The following is a 17,514-nucleotide window of genomic DNA, read 5'->3' as shown; positions in this document are numbered from 1 at the left end:
ATAACAAAAAGTGAGGGGATTATGATGATGATTCGTCCATATACGGATGCTGATGAGCAAGGTTGGTTGCGCTGTCGGGTGCTCGCCTTTTTAAATACTGCTTATTTTGATAATGTACTGCAAAAAAAGGAGCATTATGAAAACCCATCAATCGAGCTCGTCGCAATTGAAAATAATCAAATAGTGGGCTTGATTGATATTGAATACGAAACGGAGCCTCAGACAATTTGTACGGCACATGATACGGTTGGCGGCATGATTTGGCATATTGCGGTGCACCCAGATTATCAGCACCGACATATTGGCGAAGAGTTAATCAAAGCCGCGCTGAAGCAGGCAAAAGCCTTGAAATTAACGTATTTAGAAGCATGGACACGCGATAATGCGAAAATCCAAAAATGGTACGAAAAAATGCGTTTTGTGCAAACGTACACGTATCATCACTTGTATTTTGATGAACCAGCACTTGAAAAATATGATTTATCGGTGCCTGCACAGGTTCGTCCAGTGACGATGTTTGCGCATTATACAGGTAGTGACCCAGATGTATTAAATCGTGCCTCGCGAAGACATTTATGCATGTGCTATGTGAAACGTATTATTTAAATTTCATTGAAATGTCCGCCATACATGATGATGGTGCCAAGAAGTTCATTATAAACGGTCGCGTAAATCGTGTAGCATTGTTGCTCGTCATCATAGCCATCTTCGACAATGGCCTTGCCTTTAAAAAAACCGGGTAGTGGCACAAGACCTAGTAAGTGCTGTGCGTTTGTACGGGTAATTAAATGCCCATCTCGTGTGACATCAAGCAATAAATTAGAGCGCATCATCGTCGGTTTGCCGAGCAAGTCATAGGCATGGTTTGTCGCTAAATCAACGCGCGTAATCGAATCGAATTGACGTGTTTTCTCAGGGAAATAAAAGTTGCGATGCCAGTCAATATCAAATAAATCGTCGCCCGTTTGGATGCAGTGGTGTTCTAAATCAAATGGAATATCATGGCCCTCTTCTGGGAAGAGGAAATCCATCGTAGTCGCTGCATAATAAAAGGGAGTAAGAAGCGCAGAGCCATGTGAAATCTCATGCATAACCCCTTTTGCGCGAAAGACATCGCCGGCATTTGTGGCATAGCGGTGCTGTAATTTTGGATGCATTCGTTCAAAACGATCGCCAAGCAGTTGTTTATATACAGACATTTTTATCATTCCTTTCGAAAAATAGGGGCTCCGTACGAATGACGGAACCCCTGTTTTTAAATGTATACCCGCATTTTTTGCTTCCTAACAAAGTAGTCTGTACAGTGTTTCATTGCATCTCTACCCTTTTTACGTTATATATGAGTGTGAGGAGTGATAAATATGAATCGATGGGATGACCGCTATAAACATGACCGGTATTTTTATGGCACAGAACCGAATGCCTTTTTAGCGCGGCAGTATACGGTATTTGAGCAATCGCCACATGTGGCCTGCTATGCAGAGGGAGAGGGACGGAATGCCGTTTTTCTAGCGACAAAGGGGCATCAGGTGACGGCGTATGACTATGCACAAGAAGGCCTGCGAAAAACAGCAGAGCTTGCCGCGCAGTTTGACACCGTAGTGGAGACGAAGCATCATGATTTATTGAATGATACGATAGAGCCAGCGCAGTATGACGGGGCAGTGATGATTTTTGGGCATTTTGCGAAGGACCAGCAGCTACATGTGCTTGAACAAATAATGACTTCACTGAAGCCAGGCGGCATTTTTCTTATGGAAGTGTATGAGGAAGCGCAGCTCGCATATAAAACAGGAGGCCCACCGAATATAGATTACTTGTATGCCGAAGAGACATTACGTGATTGGGCACAACAATATGAAGTACTGCATTTTGACTGCGTAGAAGTTACGCGTCATGAAGGTGTTGGTCATAAGGGACTTTGTAAGGTTGTTCAGGTTATTGTGAAAAAATAAAAAAAGCAGGAAGCGCAAAATAAAATGTGCTTCCTGCTTTTCTCATTAGACGTGGGATTTTATAAGAAAGGCTTGAAGTTCTTCGGCCATTTCCGATAAATTAGCTGTTGATATGATAATAAAAATGAGAATATGTTTTGATTATAAACACACTTAATTTTAACTTAATACATTATTCATTTAATTATAATCATTAAAAAGATGTTGGTTCATTAAAAAAACAGGGTATAGACTTTTAAAGAGTTGTTTAATTAAACGGCATTCTTACAACAGGAGCGATTGAACAGTAAACAAAAACATTAACAAATGTGGATAAAAGCATCAATAGGTGTTTATGGCTTACGCAAGTACAAACAAAAAATACAAAAGGATGATGAGTTGTGAAACGTGCATACAAATTAGAAATCAAACCAACTAAAGAACAACGTGAAAAACTCATCAGAACCTTTGGTGTTTGTCGCTATGTCTATAACATGTACATTGCGACGAATCGTGTCAATTACGAAGAAGGTAGAAAATTCATGAGTGGTTATGACTTCTCGAAATGGTTAAATAATGTTCATACGAAACAAAACCAACAAGACTTATGGATTAAAACGGTATCAAGCAAGGCGGTTAAGCAAGCTATTATGAACGCTGAACGTGCTTATAAAAATTTTTTCAAAGGATTAAGTAAGCATCCTCGTTTTAAGAAGAAAGCTAGACAAGATGTGAAATCGTATTTCCCCAAAAATAATAAGACTGATTTTGCACTAAAACGTCATCAAATCAAAATCCCTACGATTGGGTGGGTAACACTAAAAGAGTTTCGTTACTTACCGCAAAATGCAATCATTAAAAGTGGAACAGTATCACAAAAAGCAGACAGATTCTATATCTCGGTCTTATGTGAAGTTCCTGAATGTGAGAAGCAAACACCTGAATCAGAAGGCATTGGCATTGATTTAGGTATCAAAGATTTTGCCATTATGAGCAACGGTAAGGTTTATGAAAATATCAATAAAACAGATAAAGTAAGAAAACTTGAAAAACGACTAAAACAAGCTCAACGGAAATTGAGCAGAAGTTATGAACAAAATAAATTTAAAAAGGCAGGTGAAAACTGCTACTTTAACAATCGACAAAAACAAATCTGTCGAGTACAAAAGTTACATCAGCGTCTAGCAAATATTCGAGAAAATTATCATAAGAACATTGTGAGTGTATTGGTAAAAACCAAACCAGCATTCATTACACTAGAAGAGTTAAATGTTCGAGGTATGATGAAAAACAGGCACTTATCAAAAGCGATTGCAAAACAAGGATTCTTCCATTTTAGAACAAAATTACAGATGAAATGTGAAGCGTATGGAATTGAATTACGCCTTGTGCATCGTTTTTATCCTAGTTCTAAGTTATGTAGCTGTTGTGGGCATAAAAAAGTAGATTTAACACTGAAAGATAGGGTTTATGAATGTGTAAACTGTCATGCAGTGTTAGATCGAGATTTAAATGCTTCTATCAATTTAAAACAAGCGACAGAATATGCGTTGTTAGTGTCCGTTTAAATGAATAGAGTACGGTGGGCTACATCGGAATTGAAGCCTGTGGAGAGTGATACAAACGTTAGTAGGGAGTACGTGCCGAGAACGCATTCTGAGAAGCAGGAAAAAGCTAGATGTATACTTTTGTATATGTTTTAGTAGCAGTATGATGCAACAGTATAGGAAGTGAACGTATGATTATTATTCGGTTAGACCGTATGCTGGCAGATCGCAAAATGCAGCTTAGTAAATTGGCGGAGCTTGTAGGCATATCCGTTGTTAATTTATCTAATTTAAAAACAGGTAAAGTAAAGGCGGTTCGTTTTTCAACGCTAAACGCCATTTGCAAGGCGCTTGATTGCCAGCCAGGGGATATTTTAGAGTATGTGGAAGAGGACGAATAGGAAAGAAATGCGCCGTGACATTTTGCTACATCTCACTATTAGAAAATATTATAATGTAATTTTAGAAGGAGCAATACATGATTACTTTTTTGTGGTACAGCACATTCGGGTTAGTTGTACTTTGTTTTATACCGATAATGACTGGTAAATTGGAGAATAGTGATGCGTTTAAAAACATAATGTACGGTGCAATGATTGTGATTGTACTAGGCATTGTCCTCGTGAATTTTTTAGAGGCAGTTGATATCATCAAATCATTGCGGATGTTTTTCGTGCTTATTTTAGGAATTATTCTTTTAAATTACACGAAAGTATTTGGCGGAAAATCGTGGAAATGGTGGCTGCTTTATGCTGTCGTGAGTATGGCAGCAATCATTCTTTCTAATTATTGATGAAATTTTTCATATAACTAAGTTAGCGATGTTTACTCGTATTTGCGGCCATTGCGCTAGCGTGCGTACCATCACAAGCACATGCTAAAGAGGCGGTATCAGTAGTCGAATAGAAAAACGTGCATTCCTTTTATAGGGTGCTCGTTTTTTTATGCGTTGGAATCGAACGCTCCCGCGTGTTGTTCACCCACTTTAGGTAGTGCTGACTTCAGCTAGTAAAATAGATGTGAGCGTTGATGAGCTATTCTTACATTGCTAAATTTTTTTAATTAATTGGTTAACTTCAACAGCTAATTTGCTAGGATAGGAATACAATAGAGAGGAGTCTAAAAGCTTCCGTAATAAAAGTATGCACAATATCCAATCTGTGCTAGAAGAAAAGGTGTGACAGAATAATGTTGAATTTTGAATGTGATTATTTAGAAGGTGCGCATCCACGCATTTTAGAAAAATTAATGGAAACCAATATGGAGAAAACATCGGGCTATGGCCAGGATCCTTATACAGAAAGTGCCGCGCAAAAAATCTTGGCGGCCTGTGAATGTCCAGCAGGGGAAGTACGCTTTTTAGTCGGCGGTACACAAGCAAATGCGACGGTCATTAATTCGATTTTACATACTTCTGAGGGCGTAATTGCTGCAGATACAGGCCATATTAGCACACATGAAGCAGGTGCTATTGAGGCGGGTGGACATAAAGTTTTAACAATTCCACAGGTAGATGGTAAGTTAACCGCAGCAGGCATTACCGCATATATGCAAGCTTTTTTAGCCGATGCAAGCCACACGCATATGCCACAGCCCGGTATGGTCTATGTATCGCACCCAACAGAATACGGTACCTTGTATTCAAAGGCGGAGCTTGAAGCGATTCATGATGTATGCCACGAATATGATTTACCATTATTCTTAGATGGCGCGCGACTAGGCTACGGCTTAGCGGCAGTGGATACTGACGTGACATTACCGGTTATCGCTAAAAACTGTGATGTCTTTTATATTGGTGGCACGAAGGTTGGTGCGATGTTTGGCGAAGCGGTTGTTGTGACGAAGGCCAATCGCATTAAACATTTCTTCACAACCATCAAACAAAATGGTGCACTATTAGCAAAGGGGCGTATGCTAGGTATTCAATTTGATGTATTGTTTACCAATGACTTATATATGGATATTTCAGCACATGCTATTCGTTTAGCGGAAAAATTAAAGGCTAATTTACGCGAAAAAGGCTATCAATTTTTCTTTGAATCACCAACGAATCAGCAATTCGTTATTTTAGAAAATAGCGCGATGCAGGCACTTTCTGAAAAAGCGAAATTTAGCGTTTGGGAGCCCTTTGATGATACACATACAGTCGTTCGTTTTGCGACAAGCTGGGCTACAGAGGAACAGGATTTAGACGACTTACTTGCGCTATTATAATTGAAAATCTGAGACACTATAAAAAGACACTTTCAAAGGGATCCGATCCATTTTTGGAGGTGTTTTTTCATGGGTAAAAAACGAGTATAGTCATACAATGTAAAAGGAACAAGCGTGGCAGTTAGTGAAATAATCCATTTATTCGTTATGTGAAAGAGCGATAGATAAGATAAAGGCGCATGAAGTAAACAAAAAAGGCGTTATTATGAGCATGTCCTCTAAAGGCAGCCCGCTATAACGCCAGCATGAAGCATTCGATTAGGGTGATAAGTACATGTTGATAAACGAATGCTCACTTTCAGATGTCAGTTCTGTGCGAGTAGTTTTTCTTTTGCATGCAATAGCTGTGCTTTAAATGCGTGCGGATCATCGGTTTTAATTGCGACATAGTGATAGTGCTTTTCAAAACCCATTGCGAGCGTCACTTTTTGTGGTTCGCGCATTTTTAATACTATATCTGGGTAGACCTTTTCAAAATCGCGGGTAATAAATTCGACCGTATCTTTTGTTTTCTTACGCTGTAGAAGAGCATCATCCTCAATGATTTCTTCAATCATCGCGACATCAATTTTGGCACGCTTCATAAGACCAAGTGAGAGATAGACTGTTTGCCCTCGCATAACGGAAGGAGTCAGGCGCATTACTTGTAAGTCTGCAATAAAGAATAGCACCGAGTATATATTAAATGCTAGCAGAATCAGTGAGATAATCGGCGCCTTTTCGTGCAACCAGTAATGAATGCCAATCGTTTCAATAACAATCGCATGAATCATCATTAGCTGAAAGGCAACAAAACTCGATTTTTTGTGTAGTGTAATGCCGTGTGGAATGGGCTTTTTCCAGCTTGCAAAGGCATAATAGAGCATTAATAATTCTGAGCATAGCACATGAATTATCGGGTTTTTTCGTACATGCTTATCGAGTGCATCACTGAAGGCGAAAAGTATCGGCAGCGAGCTAGTTTTTACATAGGCTATAATACGCGGGAAATACGTGATAAACCGAATGAGAAGAAAAAGCTCAATGACCACTAACCCCCCCTCTATCGCAATGCCTACCCATGTAATTGTCGCATAGGGCGCGAGTAGATGCCCTGGAATCAAAAAACGTACAAACACACAGCCGATTGCCGAAAATAAAATTGCTTGCTTCCACGACAATCGATTGCGGTATAGCATCAACATAAGGGGGACGACAATTAATAAATCAATGAGCGAGCCTAAAACGACGCCATTTGAATCCGTTGGCATAATATGTGTGCCAAATTGATAGAGCCAGATATTACTTAGCACAGTCAACAATAATAACCCAAGCCACAGAGGTTTGGTATATGTAATCCACGTCATTCTGAAAAACCTCCCTTACGATTATATATATTCCAATTATTACATATTGAGGGTTTTATGAACAGAAAAATAAAGAGGCCGGGACATACGTGTAAAAATGCCCCCTCCTATGAGCATAAGAAAAACCGGAATCGCGCTGTGGCGCGGTTCCGGTTTTTCGTTGTGAATACTAAAAAAGGAACATGATGTGTTTTGTCCCAGTCACTTTATCTCACCGCGCTTAATCGCGATTTGCGTACATTGAGACACAGCTTTTTTCTGCATGCTTTGTTTCTTTTGTAATGGTGTCTATTACGCCATCTTTATCAAAATCTTTTTCACAAAACTGCGTAATTTTTTTATCTTTTTTAGATAAACCATAGTAATAATGCATATGAGGTTCATCTTTAAATTCAAGCGTATAAATATCACCGTAATAATCATTGTTTATAAGGAATTTTGGATTTGCGAACAAATACATTGATGTAGCCGCCTTTGATTCCCCAGCTGTTTCAAGATGCGTTGGTAATTCCTTGTCCATTTGATATTTCACATATGGATTCCCGTTGATTTCTGCGTAAACAAACCACGCAATCGCACAAATAATCACAACAGGAATACCAATCATAAACCATTTCTTCATAATAATCTCCCTTTAAATACAATATATGGTACAATTTATTATATCAGAAAAATGACAAAAAGGGAGGATTTATAAATGATTTGGATAAAAATTTGCTTATTAATCGTGCTATGGGCGATGTTGATTGGCAGTTTTATTACCCAAAACTTTACGTATATGCCGATTATTACATTATTTGTTGGCTTATTTTTCACACTTATTGCATACGATATGTACAAGCGAAAAGCGAAGCGTGCATTTTTTTACGGCATTGCCAGTGTAGTCATTATTTTGTTTGCATTGTTTAGCTTTTAAACCATTCAGCGATGAGTGGTTTTTAATTTATCTATTTACAAATCGTAATCATTACGATATATTATAAAACGTAACAATTACGATTTAAGGAGTGGGACAAATGAAAAAGTGGAGAGCAGCAACAGCAGTAGTAGCATTAGCTTTCGTACTTGCGGGATGTGGGGAGGAAAAAACCGAGACACAGGAGCAAAAAACGGTTGCACAATCGACTGAAAAGGAAGAGACACACGCACATGATGAAAAAAGTGAAGCAGCTCAAAAAATCTATGAAGGCTATTTTGAAGATGGAGATGTACAAGACCGTCCGCTAACAAATTGGGCGAATAATTGGCAATCGGTCTATCCGTATTTGCAAGATGGGACGCTAGATGAAGTGTTTGAACATAAGGCAGCGGATGGGGATAAGACCGCTACAGCCTACAAAAAATATTATAAAGTGGGTTATAAAACCGATGTCACAGCCATTGATATTACAGCGAATACAATGACATTTTATAAGGGAAAAGAGAAAGTGACGGGTACATACGAGGCGGATGGCTATGAAATTTTGACGTATGAAAAAGGAAATCGCGGCGTGCGCTATATTTTCAAGCAAGTTGATGACGCATCCACTGCACCGAAATATGTGCAATTTAGCGACCATATTATTCATGACGAAAAATCATCTCATTTTCATCTGTATTTTGGCGATGACCGCGCAAAATTATTAGAGGAAATGGATAATTGGCCAACGTATTATCCAGCTGATTTATCAGGGCATGATATTGCACATGAAATGATTGCACATTAGAAAAATGAGGCTAGGACAAAACTAGCGTTCACAACGAAAAACCGGAACCGTGCCACAGCGCGATTCCGGTTTTTCGTATATTCATAGGAAAGGCTGTCTTTACACGTATGTCAAAGCCTCTTTGTTATTATAAACGGCGGAATTTTTTCATGGCCTGCATATTAATGAGGAACAAAATAAGCACAAAGCCAAGTAGCCCTGCTAAATACATCCAAATGCCAGCGAAGCCGTCCCCATAGACCATGATGCCCTTGATCGCCGCTGCGCCGTAGTAAATTGGCATAATATAGCATAAGTTGCCGAGATGATATGGAATTAAATCGAGCGGGATAAGGCCGGAGAAAAAGACCTGTGGAATAATGGTAAACGGAATAAGCTGGACGACTTGAAGCTCTGAGCGTGCAAAGACGGAAATCATCGCACCAAATGATACCGCAACAATTGCCAGTAGCACCATCATGACAAAAATCCAGCCAATATGCCCGGCAGAGCTTAAATCGAGTACATAAACCGCATAGAGGACGATTAATATCGCCTGCACAACCGCAAAAACACTATAGCCAAGCGTATAGCCTAAAATAACTTCACTGCGCTTAATGGGTGTCATTAATAGCCGTTCAAGTGTCCCGCCACTACGTTCGCGTACGAGTGCCATCCCGGAAATAATGAAAATAAGGAAAAACGAGAAAAGTGCTAAAAATACGTAGCCAAGCGAATCAAAAAGTGTTTGGTCTGCATCCCCGTATACATAGGAAATGTTCATTTTTGCTGCCGGATTGACGTCTGCCAGTGCATCCTGTATCGCGGTCATTGCCTTTGCGCCCTTTGTCGAAGATTCAACTAATGTAATCGACACACTACTGTCATTCATTTCAAACAAGGCATCCACTGCTTCATGCTTTTTCAAATAACTTTCCGGTTCGTCAAATGCCTCGCTAGGTAATTTTTTGATATGCATATGCTGCTCTTCCATCGCTGTTACGAGTGGTTCAGGCAGACTTCCTTTTTCAATGCCAACAGTCGGCTTGTAGTTGGAATCCCCTAATAAAAAATAAACGAGCGTCAAAATGAGCAAGGGAGCGACTAAAATCATCATTATACTGCGTTTATCATTGACGGTTTGCTTGATGACGCGCTTCGCTAAATCCATCATAGACGAGCACCTTCTTTTTCACTCGCCATAATAAACAGCTCCTCTACTTTTCCAGAGGTTGTCTCAGCTAATAACGCAGTAACGGCATCGTAAGCGATTAGCCGACCGTTGTAAATGAGTGCAGCCTTGTCACATTCTGTCACCTCATCCATGACATGCGTTGAAACGATAATCGTTGTCCCCGCATGTTTTAGCTCCTGAAATTGATTCCAAATCGTGCGCTTTAGCACCGGGTCAATGCCAACAGTTGGCTCATCTAAAAATAATATTTTTGGAGAATGTAAAATGCTTGCGGCGAGTGATAAGCGTTTTTTCATACCACCGGAGAAATCACGGACCATTTTTTTTCGGTGCGCGGTTAAATCCACAAGTGCTAGTACGTCATTCATCCGCGCTTCAAGTGCCGCCTTTTTCATTTGCTGAAGCCCGCCGAAAAAGCGTAAATTATCCTCAGCAGATAAATCATCATACAGCGCATCATTTTGCGGCATAAAGCCAATATCCCCTAGCATAGATAAATTAGGCATGTTGACGTCGTCGATTTTCACAGTTCCCTCGTCACCTACAATCACACCAATCATTAGGCGAATGAGTGTCGTTTTTCCAGAGCCAGATGGACCGAGTAGACAGCAAATTTCACTCGGTGGAATTGTCATCGAAATACCTTGAATGACCGGATGCTTTCCGAACTTTTTATAAAGATTTTCAACTTCTATCATCGTAAAACCCCCTTTGTTACAGCTTATGTACCCGTTCATTGGATCGAAATATCACGCATTCGTTTTACAATCTTTACGTATAGCCCGTAAACTAAGGACAGAGAAGGGGGAATGAACATGACAATTGGATTTATTGGTGCAGGAAATGTGGGGACATCGCTCGGGCGTTATTTCATCACGCAGGGGGAAGCGGTTGCGGGTTACGCAAGTCGCACATTCGAGCATGCGCAGGAAAGTGCGATGCTGACGAATACAGACGCCTTTGCCTCGACTGAGGAGCTTGTAGCGGCCTGTGATTGGCTATTTTTAACGGTGTCAGACAGTGCGATTGCCACTGTATTTCAAGAAATTGAGCCGCTGCTACGACCAGGGATGATTATTTTTCATTGCTCGGGTGCCGCATCGGCTCAAATAATGGCGATGAATGACACGCGCTCGTACGCTGTTGTGTCATTGCATCCGATTTCAGCGTTTCCAGCAAAAACGACCGCACTTGATACATCTGTTATTTTTACGTTAGAAGGTGACAGCCAAGCTTGCGAAGATGTACAGCAAAAGATTATGTGCTGGGGGAATGAGGCACCGATTATTGACGCACCGCAAAAGGCGCTTTACCATGCGGCCTGTGTGACATGTAGCAATCTTGTGAATGGCCTTGTGCATACGAGCCAGCAGCTTTTCGGTGAGGCAGGATTTTCCGGGGACATTGCACAGCAAGCCTTCCGTCAATTATTTTTACAAAATGCTCAAAATATTTATGACAAGGGGCCAATAGCCGCACTGACAGGTCCTATTGAGCGCGGCGATCAGACGACAGTAGACAAGCATCTAGCGGTTATACCAAAAAAATATCAAAACACCTATCGAGTCATGTCAAAATCTGTACTAGAGGTAGCGAAATTAAAGCATCCATCACGTAACTATGAGGCACTCAGTCGTTCACTTGAAATGAACGAAAAGCCCAACTAGCGTGTTTTGGATACGACATAATTGAAAATATGTGCCAGTTCCACAAATGATTATCCTTTTTAAGCACATACAGCAAGTAATTATGAAAAAACTGACATTTATTGAAAAAACACATAGCAAAAAAGGGACTAAAACGGCTTAAAATCAGCTAAAATGGGTTAGAAATAAGCCTCTGACGGGTGTTTTTGAATCGCTTTTAATCGCCTAACGAAAATCGTTGAGCTGCTGGCATGACATTTATTAAAAAAGGGTGTTTGGGTGTTTCAACTGCCCATTTCTGTCCCGAAATCGACCGTTTCAGGACCAAAAAGGACCGTTTTCAGCCGTTTTTGGGAAGCGTTTTGTTAAAAACCGCGTTGTCAATGCGCAAATCATTCGCATGAAAATGGCATTTTTCTTGTATTTAGCATGATGTAATCATATTGTTACTAGCACGCTAGGCCATTTTACAGCGTGCTGACGCTTATCAAAAAATAAGTCGTATCTAAAACACGCTTCCTGAGGTAATCAACGATTTCAAATCAATTATTTCAAATGAATGAATGCTAATAAGCAATAAAAATATTCCTCGCCAGTCTATAAAATAAAAATAAAACACGACATCTTACATACGATGTCGTGTTTTATTACGCATTTTTAAAGAAAGCCAGACTACAGGCAAAAAGAAAATCGCTGTCGCCGCAATGCCATGTGTAACAGATGTATAAAGGGCAATGAAGCCAATAAGAGGACCGCCTGCAATTTGACCAAGCGCATCCACTTGTCCAAACATTGACAAAGTAGTAGCGCGTCCATTTGCAGGTAGACGTGTATTAATCATCACTGCAAGTAAAGGTTCATTCGTTTCTCGTAATGCAGAAATCAACCAGTAAAATAGAACAGCTAGAAGGAAATTACCACTATAGGCAAAGCCAATTAAGCATAGTACTAACAGGCTGTTTAGTAGCCCGAGCAATCGCGCATAATCCTTTTTAACATACAGTTCAATCCACTTTAATAATACGATATTGAGAATGTATGCTACGGCAAAAAGGGCACCAAACCAGTAAATCGCCTTTTCCTCATCAAGGTGAAACCCCTCAATAAAATGAGCACCTGATAATCGGTCGAAGCCTTCACTCGCAAGGCCAATAAACAAGGTGATCCAAACAATTGAGCGAAGTGTAGTTTGCTGTTTGATTTGCGCCCAGCCTTCTAGTAAAGTCGATTTCATTTGAGAGAAAGGGGATACTTGCTTGATCGAAACAGGTATATAGTTTGTTTCTGGTACAATGCATAAAGAAATGATGGCAATGAGTAATAAAAAAGCACCTGCTAGGATAATCGCAAGTTGCACAGATAAAAATAGCGCTAATACGACACTCATTATAATACCTAAAAAGCTACCAATTGACCGCCACTGAGCACCTTTTAAAAAAACACGTTCAAGCGCTTGGTTTTCTAATTCGTCTGCAATCCAAGCCTCTTCTGATCCGCTAATAAATGTCCAGCCAATACCCCATAGCATGGATGCAAGCGCAATCGCCCAAAATTCGGGGGTACTGCCTTCTAATAAATGCGCGCTACCAATTATTACAGTACCGAGTATAAATGATTTTTTACGGCCAAAAAAATCAGCAAATAGCCCAGTTGGTATTTCACAAATAAAGACAGTTAATTCTAAAATGGTGCCAATTAATACGAGCTCTAATGCGTTTAATTGTGCAACGGATACATAGTAAATGGCGCTGATTGTAAAAACAATGTGAATGCTAAACGAGCGCGAGGATGTTAAAAAATAATAAATGGTTGTTAACTTCAAAAGAGACCCCTCCGATTTAGATGAGGGCGCTTTTTTCTAAGAATTGCTACCCTCCAATTGATGATCGATGTTCTGGTCGTATTGCTGCATATAATCACTCCTAAGAAAATAGTTCCCTCCACTATACAGGGAATAATTGGAAAGATAAAGCTTTATTTTGTACAACAAAGGAAGCCTACCAATATAATGGAAAATAGCTACTAGAAAGGGTGATGGAAAATGCCAAAAACAACAGTCGAAAATTTAAAACGAGCAATACAGCAAAAACTACAGCAAGCAGATGTATTAGAGGAGCATGCAGAAATTGTCGCGGATGTATTAGCCTTTGCGGAAACACGCGGGGTGCAGTCACATGGTGTCATTCGCCTCCCGATTTATTTACGCCGCGTGGCACAAGGACATATTAATATTCGCCCTGACATTGCGATCACCCAGCTAAATGAGGCCGTTTGTAAGGTGGATGGTGATTTTGGATTTGGGCATGTCGTGGCGAAAAAGGCAACGGATGAGGCCATTGCCTTAGCGAAAAAATCAGGCATTGGCCTAGCGGTTGTATCCAATTCGACGCATTGCGGAGCTGTCGGCTATTATGCACATGAAGCGGCAAAAGAGGGAATGATTACGCTGCTACTAACGCAAGCGGATGCGTTAGTAGCACCATTTGGCGGTCGGGATGCTTACTTAGGTGTTAATCCAATTACATATGGTGTGCCAAATGAAGAAGAGCCGATTGTGCTCGATATGTCGACGAGTAATGCAGCATTTGGGAAGGTGTTACTCGCACGCGAGCAAAATACTGAAATTCCTACGGATTGGGGCCTTGATGCAGAGGGTAATCCAACGACGAATCCACATGAGGTAAAAGCTCTGCAGCCAATTGCAGGGGCGAAGGGATCAGGACTAGCGCTGTTTGTTGATGTGGTGGCGGGGCTTTTACCAGGCGGCAATGAGACAATGTACAATGATTTATCGCAAAAGCGTCATTTAGGGCAATTTATTATTGCGATTAATCCAGCGCTCTTTATGCAACCAGAGGCTTTTGCAAAGGGTGTGCAAAATATGGTTGATGGGCTACATGAGGCAGTGCCAGCACCCGGCTTTGATAAGGTACAGCTGCCAGGAGAGCGCTCTGCTCAAAAGGCGAAAAAGGCGCAGGAAACAGGGGTTGAACTGTCGGAGAATGCGTATGACTTACTAAAGGAGCTATTAGAATAATGTATGAACAGGATGACTTACGAGAAGCAAAGCGACAAATTGATTCGACGCTGCATAAGCTACGTGAAACGGTCAAAACGTTAGAGGGAAAAGAGAATCCGTCGCGTTATAAATCACAGATTACGTTAGCGAAGCGCCGTATTAAAGCTTTTACAATTGCAGTAACGTTAATAGAGCAGCAATTAGAAAATGGAAAGAATGGGTAAATAAGCCCATTCTTTTTTATTTTGATGAAAGATGAAAAAGGGAATGGGATAATAGCATGAAGAGAACGGAGGAGAAGCTAGATGAAGAAAAAGATAATGGCTACGACACTAGCAGCCATTGTAATGGCGAGCACCATACAGGAATCACAACTTGCAGAGGCAGCAACGTACAAACTAAAAAATGGCGTGTTAATGAATAGTGCTACAGGTAAAGCAGCCGCTGGTTATGTGCTGTATAAAGGTAGATTATATAAAAATGGCAAATTGAATAAGGGCTATGTTGTGTATAGTGGGAAGCTTTACCGTCATAGTGTGCTGAATACAGGCTATAAAATTATGGGGACGGGCAATAAAATGAGGCTGTACGACAATGCGACACTGAAAAAAGGCAATAAAACAGCGCGAGATAAGACGTTATTATTCAAAAATGGCATACTGGCAAAGGGCTATGTGCAGACATCTACGAAGGAGCGACTTTATAAAGATGGCTTTTTAGCAAAAGGGACGACGATGTACCCACAAAAAGATGTTGCGACGGCTAAAAAATTGTATTTATATCAGGACGGCTATTTGTACAAAGGGCTGAAGCGCTATCGTTATTTAAATCAGTACACGTATTTATTTAATAACGGCTACCTTGATACAAAGGATTACCGCCTACATGACGATGTATTATTCCATGAGGGACGTAAGGTGCTGAAAAAGATGCTGTATCAGGGGAATTACTATGAGCGCGGCATACTCGCAACGGGTTATTATAAAGAGCTATTTTATATTAAAGGGATTCTTGCAAATGGGATGTATAATGGTGATGAATATAAGGACGGCAAACTACAGTTTACAGTCGATAGTATAGAGGCCATTGATCGTACCATTTTACGTGTGAAAGGGAAGGGCTTAACAGGTCTGCGCAAAGACGATGTAAAAGTAGATGGCACTGCATCAATTGGGCTATCGTATCCAGAGGACCGCGTAATGGAGGTTGATTTGGAAATGCCATTACCGCTGAATACACCGACTACAGTACGTATTGGGGACCAGATGTTTACGGTGAGCTATATAGCGGATATCCAGCGCTTTGGTCTATGGGAAGATACTTTTGCTGAAAATGAGCCTGTGACGCTACAGTTTAACGTAGAAAATACAATGCAAACAGTGGATATGTTAAAGCTACAAGGCTATGAGGTTACATTCGAGGCAGATGAGGCGATTTTTGAAGAGGGTACAACGTCTACAACAGGGAAATTACGTGGCGGTACTGGGACATCTTCTGTTAAAATTACGCTAAAAAATGCGGATAAAACGTATGAAAAAACGATACCGGTAACGTTCACTAAGCTTCAAGCAACAGAGGAGCAGGAGCCTTATACACTATCTGTGAAGCGTAAAGAGGGCTATAGTGCACTACAAAGTAATACATTAGTGATTGGTGAGCAAGGTTATATTTCCTCAGCTGCTTTTGGTGGAGGCCCGGGTCGTATTGATGGTTTTGGACTAGCGCTGACATCGTCAAATCCAGCTGTAGCGGCCATTGAGCAAAAGCCTGTAAAAGAAGGGCGTCTACCAACGGACCAAATTATTGCTAAAAAAGCAGGTAAGACAACCATTACGATTGCAACAAAAGGCTATAAGCAAGAGTTTGAGCTTACGGTTGTAAATGATGAGCGTAAGCTGACGACTGTGGACGCACCGAGTAAATACGAAGCGGTTGTTGGGAATGCGAATAAAGAAAAAATTCCGGTGACATTACTAGACCAATATGGTGATTTTATGGAGCTAGAAACGCCAATTCGCGTCGTCTACCCAGCGATTGTTGGGATGCCGGATGAAGGGAAGCTATATAATAGCTACGCACCATTAGAGTTTAATGTGAAGCAATCGGGGCAAGCCGGTGATATTTTGTATAAAGATGACGAGGGTAAAATTCTAGCAAAAACGACGGTAACGACGGAAGGACTTGCGACGAAGGAGCATCTTGTATTAGATCGTAAATCCGAAGAAACCCGGCATCATGTACAAATGTCGGCATTAACGCGCTTTGCTTTTGAGGATGCACGCGGGAAATATGCAGGTGGCGCGACTGTTGCGGATTTAAAAGGTTATCGTATTCAATATAATCCGGGAATGGTTATGATCAATGGGGTGAGTACGGGCGAATATGTTTTCACTGGAAATGAAGCGACACCAGATGTATCAATTGGTGGTAGACATGAGGGGCATACAACGCTGAATTTTTATAATCCACAAGGCGAAAAGGTGCTAACGACAACGTGGTATTTCTATGACGATCAGCCATCCATTATTCAGCTAACTACGCACGATATTGCGACGGTGAGAGCTCCGACGACGCTTGGCTTCCGTGATGTTCTTTATACGAGAGAAGAAGCTGGTAAGGATGACATCGTCGAAAAAATCACCTTATCGAGAGACAATGATTATCCTGTACGTAGTGCGAGCGAACGAAGAAGCTGGGTAGGGCAATACGACGAAGTAGATTCGCCTTATGTTAACTATGGTGATTTATATGTTGATTATGACAATGATGGACAATTTTCACCGTCAGACGAGCGTATAGCAGATCTTACAACAGAGGACGAAAAGAACTATGCGACGACTGGACGGATTGTAACGGAAAAAGGTCAAATTAAAATCAAGTATGGAAAAATCGTTTCAAAAGTAATTGATGTAGATTGAACTACCCCCA

At 40.7% G+C, this 17,514-nt stretch carries 18 protein-coding genes; 12 read left to right on the top strand and 6 right to left on the bottom strand.

Translation table 11 applies throughout. From position 1 onward, the window contains the following. The first annotated feature begins 24 nt into the window (after positions 1 to 24). Positions 25 to 606: a GNAT family N-acetyltransferase gene (locus QI30_RS08190; RefSeq protein WP_126990450.1), complete on the top strand. Its 582-nt coding sequence runs from the start codon at positions 25 to 27 to the stop codon at positions 604 to 606. On the opposite strand, the gene QI30_RS08185 is transcribed toward QI30_RS08190, so the two are convergent. Next, positions 603 to 1,199 carry a DUF4166 domain-containing protein gene (locus QI30_RS08185; protein WP_126990449.1) on the bottom strand — a complete coding sequence of 199 codons (597 nt, stop codon included), beginning with the start codon at positions 1,197 to 1,199 and terminating at the stop codon, positions 603 to 605. The genes QI30_RS08190 and QI30_RS08185 overlap by 4 nt on opposite strands. A gap of 162 nt (positions 1,200 to 1,361) precedes the next feature. On the opposite strand from QI30_RS08185, the gene QI30_RS08180 reads away from it, so the two are divergent. From QI30_RS08180 to QI30_RS08160, 5 genes are all read left to right on the top strand, one after another. Further along, a complete protein-coding gene (locus QI30_RS08180) occupies positions 1,362 to 1,955 on the top strand; it encodes a class I SAM-dependent methyltransferase (protein WP_126990448.1) in 594 nt (197 codons plus the stop codon). A gap of 380 nt (positions 1,956 to 2,335) precedes the next feature. Continuing rightward, the gene (locus tag QI30_RS08175) at positions 2,336 to 3,502 is read left to right on the top strand and encodes an RNA-guided endonuclease InsQ/TnpB family protein (protein ID WP_126990447.1); all 1,167 of its coding nucleotides are present in this window, start codon (positions 2,336 to 2,338) and stop codon (positions 3,500 to 3,502) included. 170 nt (positions 3,503 to 3,672) lie between these two features. After that, positions 3,673 to 3,882 carry a helix-turn-helix domain-containing protein gene (locus tag QI30_RS08170; protein ID WP_126990446.1) on the top strand — a complete coding sequence of 70 codons (210 nt, stop codon included), beginning with the start codon at positions 3,673 to 3,675 and terminating at the stop codon, positions 3,880 to 3,882. A gap of 77 nt (positions 3,883 to 3,959) precedes the next feature. Then, positions 3,960 to 4,274, top strand: a complete 315-nt coding sequence (locus QI30_RS08165; protein WP_126990445.1) for a hypothetical protein — start codon at positions 3,960 to 3,962, stop codon at positions 4,272 to 4,274. Between the two features lie 395 nt (positions 4,275 to 4,669). Beyond that, on the top strand, positions 4,670 to 5,695 hold the full coding sequence (locus tag QI30_RS08160) for a threonine aldolase family protein (protein ID WP_126990444.1): 1,026 nt from the start codon (positions 4,670 to 4,672) through the stop codon (positions 5,693 to 5,695). Between the two features lie 305 nt (positions 5,696 to 6,000). Here QI30_RS08160 and QI30_RS08155 read toward each other — a convergent pair whose 3' ends face one another. Both QI30_RS08155 and QI30_RS08150 read right to left on the bottom strand, forming a co-directional pair. Beyond that, a complete protein-coding gene (locus tag QI30_RS08155; RefSeq protein WP_126990443.1) occupies positions 6,001 to 7,041 on the bottom strand; it encodes a beta-carotene 15,15'-monooxygenase in 1,041 nt (346 codons plus the stop codon). 220 nt (positions 7,042 to 7,261) lie between these two features. Beyond that, the gene (locus tag QI30_RS08150; protein WP_126990442.1) at positions 7,262 to 7,663 is read right to left on the bottom strand and encodes a DUF3139 domain-containing protein; all 402 of its coding nucleotides are present in this window, start codon (positions 7,661 to 7,663) and stop codon (positions 7,262 to 7,264) included. Between the two features lie 75 nt (positions 7,664 to 7,738). Here QI30_RS08150 and QI30_RS08145 point away from each other — a divergent pair, with 75 nt between their 5' ends. Continuing rightward, the gene (locus QI30_RS08145; protein ID WP_126990441.1) at positions 7,739 to 7,957 is read left to right on the top strand and encodes a hypothetical protein; all 219 of its coding nucleotides are present in this window, start codon (positions 7,739 to 7,741) and stop codon (positions 7,955 to 7,957) included. A gap of 100 nt (positions 7,958 to 8,057) precedes the next feature. Continuing rightward, positions 8,058 to 8,747 (top strand): ZinT/AdcA family metal-binding protein, encoded by a 690-nt coding sequence (locus QI30_RS08140; protein ID WP_126990440.1) that lies wholly within the window; start codon positions 8,058 to 8,060, stop codon positions 8,745 to 8,747. Positions 8,748 to 8,874: 127 nt separating this feature from the next. On the opposite strand, the gene QI30_RS08135 is transcribed toward QI30_RS08140, so the two are convergent. Both QI30_RS08135 and QI30_RS08130 read right to left on the bottom strand, forming a co-directional pair. Beyond that, positions 8,875 to 9,900 carry an ABC transporter permease gene (locus QI30_RS08135; protein WP_126990439.1) on the bottom strand — a complete coding sequence of 342 codons (1,026 nt, stop codon included), beginning with the start codon at positions 9,898 to 9,900 and terminating at the stop codon, positions 8,875 to 8,877. Next, entirely contained in the window at positions 9,897 to 10,619 is a 723-nt protein-coding gene (locus tag QI30_RS08130; protein WP_126990438.1) for an ABC transporter ATP-binding protein, read from the bottom strand. Before QI30_RS08130 ends, QI30_RS08135 begins: the two co-directional genes overlap by 4 nt. 117 nt (positions 10,620 to 10,736) lie before the next feature. Between QI30_RS08130 and QI30_RS08125 the strand changes: the two genes are divergently transcribed. Continuing rightward, a complete protein-coding gene (locus tag QI30_RS08125) occupies positions 10,737 to 11,588 on the top strand; it encodes a Rossmann-like and DUF2520 domain-containing protein (protein ID WP_158621002.1) in 852 nt (283 codons plus the stop codon). A 604-nt stretch (positions 11,589 to 12,192) separates the two neighbouring features. Here QI30_RS08125 and QI30_RS08120 read toward each other — a convergent pair. Further along, on the bottom strand, positions 12,193 to 13,389 hold the full coding sequence (locus QI30_RS08120) for an MFS transporter (RefSeq protein WP_126990436.1): 1,197 nt from the start codon (positions 13,387 to 13,389) through the stop codon (positions 12,193 to 12,195). 219 nt (positions 13,390 to 13,608) lie between these two features. On the opposite strand from QI30_RS08120, the gene QI30_RS08115 reads away from it, so the two are divergent. From QI30_RS08115 to QI30_RS08105, 3 genes are all read left to right on the top strand, one after another. Further along, entirely contained in the window at positions 13,609 to 14,604 is a 996-nt protein-coding gene (locus QI30_RS08115; protein ID WP_126990435.1) for an Ldh family oxidoreductase, read from the top strand. Beyond that, positions 14,604 to 14,810 (top strand): hypothetical protein, encoded by a 207-nt coding sequence (locus QI30_RS08110; protein WP_233600554.1) that lies wholly within the window; start codon positions 14,604 to 14,606, stop codon positions 14,808 to 14,810. Before QI30_RS08115 ends, QI30_RS08110 begins: the two co-directional genes overlap by 1 nt. 81 nt (positions 14,811 to 14,891) lie before the next feature. Then, on the top strand, positions 14,892 to 17,504 hold the full coding sequence (locus tag QI30_RS08105) for a hypothetical protein (RefSeq protein WP_126990433.1): 2,613 nt from the start codon (positions 14,892 to 14,894) through the stop codon (positions 17,502 to 17,504). Positions 17,505 to 17,514 lie beyond the last annotated feature (10 nt).

This window comes from Candidatus Kurthia intestinigallinarum, from assembly GCF_003991225.1.
Classification (GTDB): domain Bacteria; phylum Bacillota; class Bacilli; order Bacillales_A; family Planococcaceae; genus Kurthia; species Kurthia populi.
The sequence above is the reverse complement of the archived record's forward strand: the minus strand, read 5'-3'. Positions and strand labels throughout refer to the sequence as shown.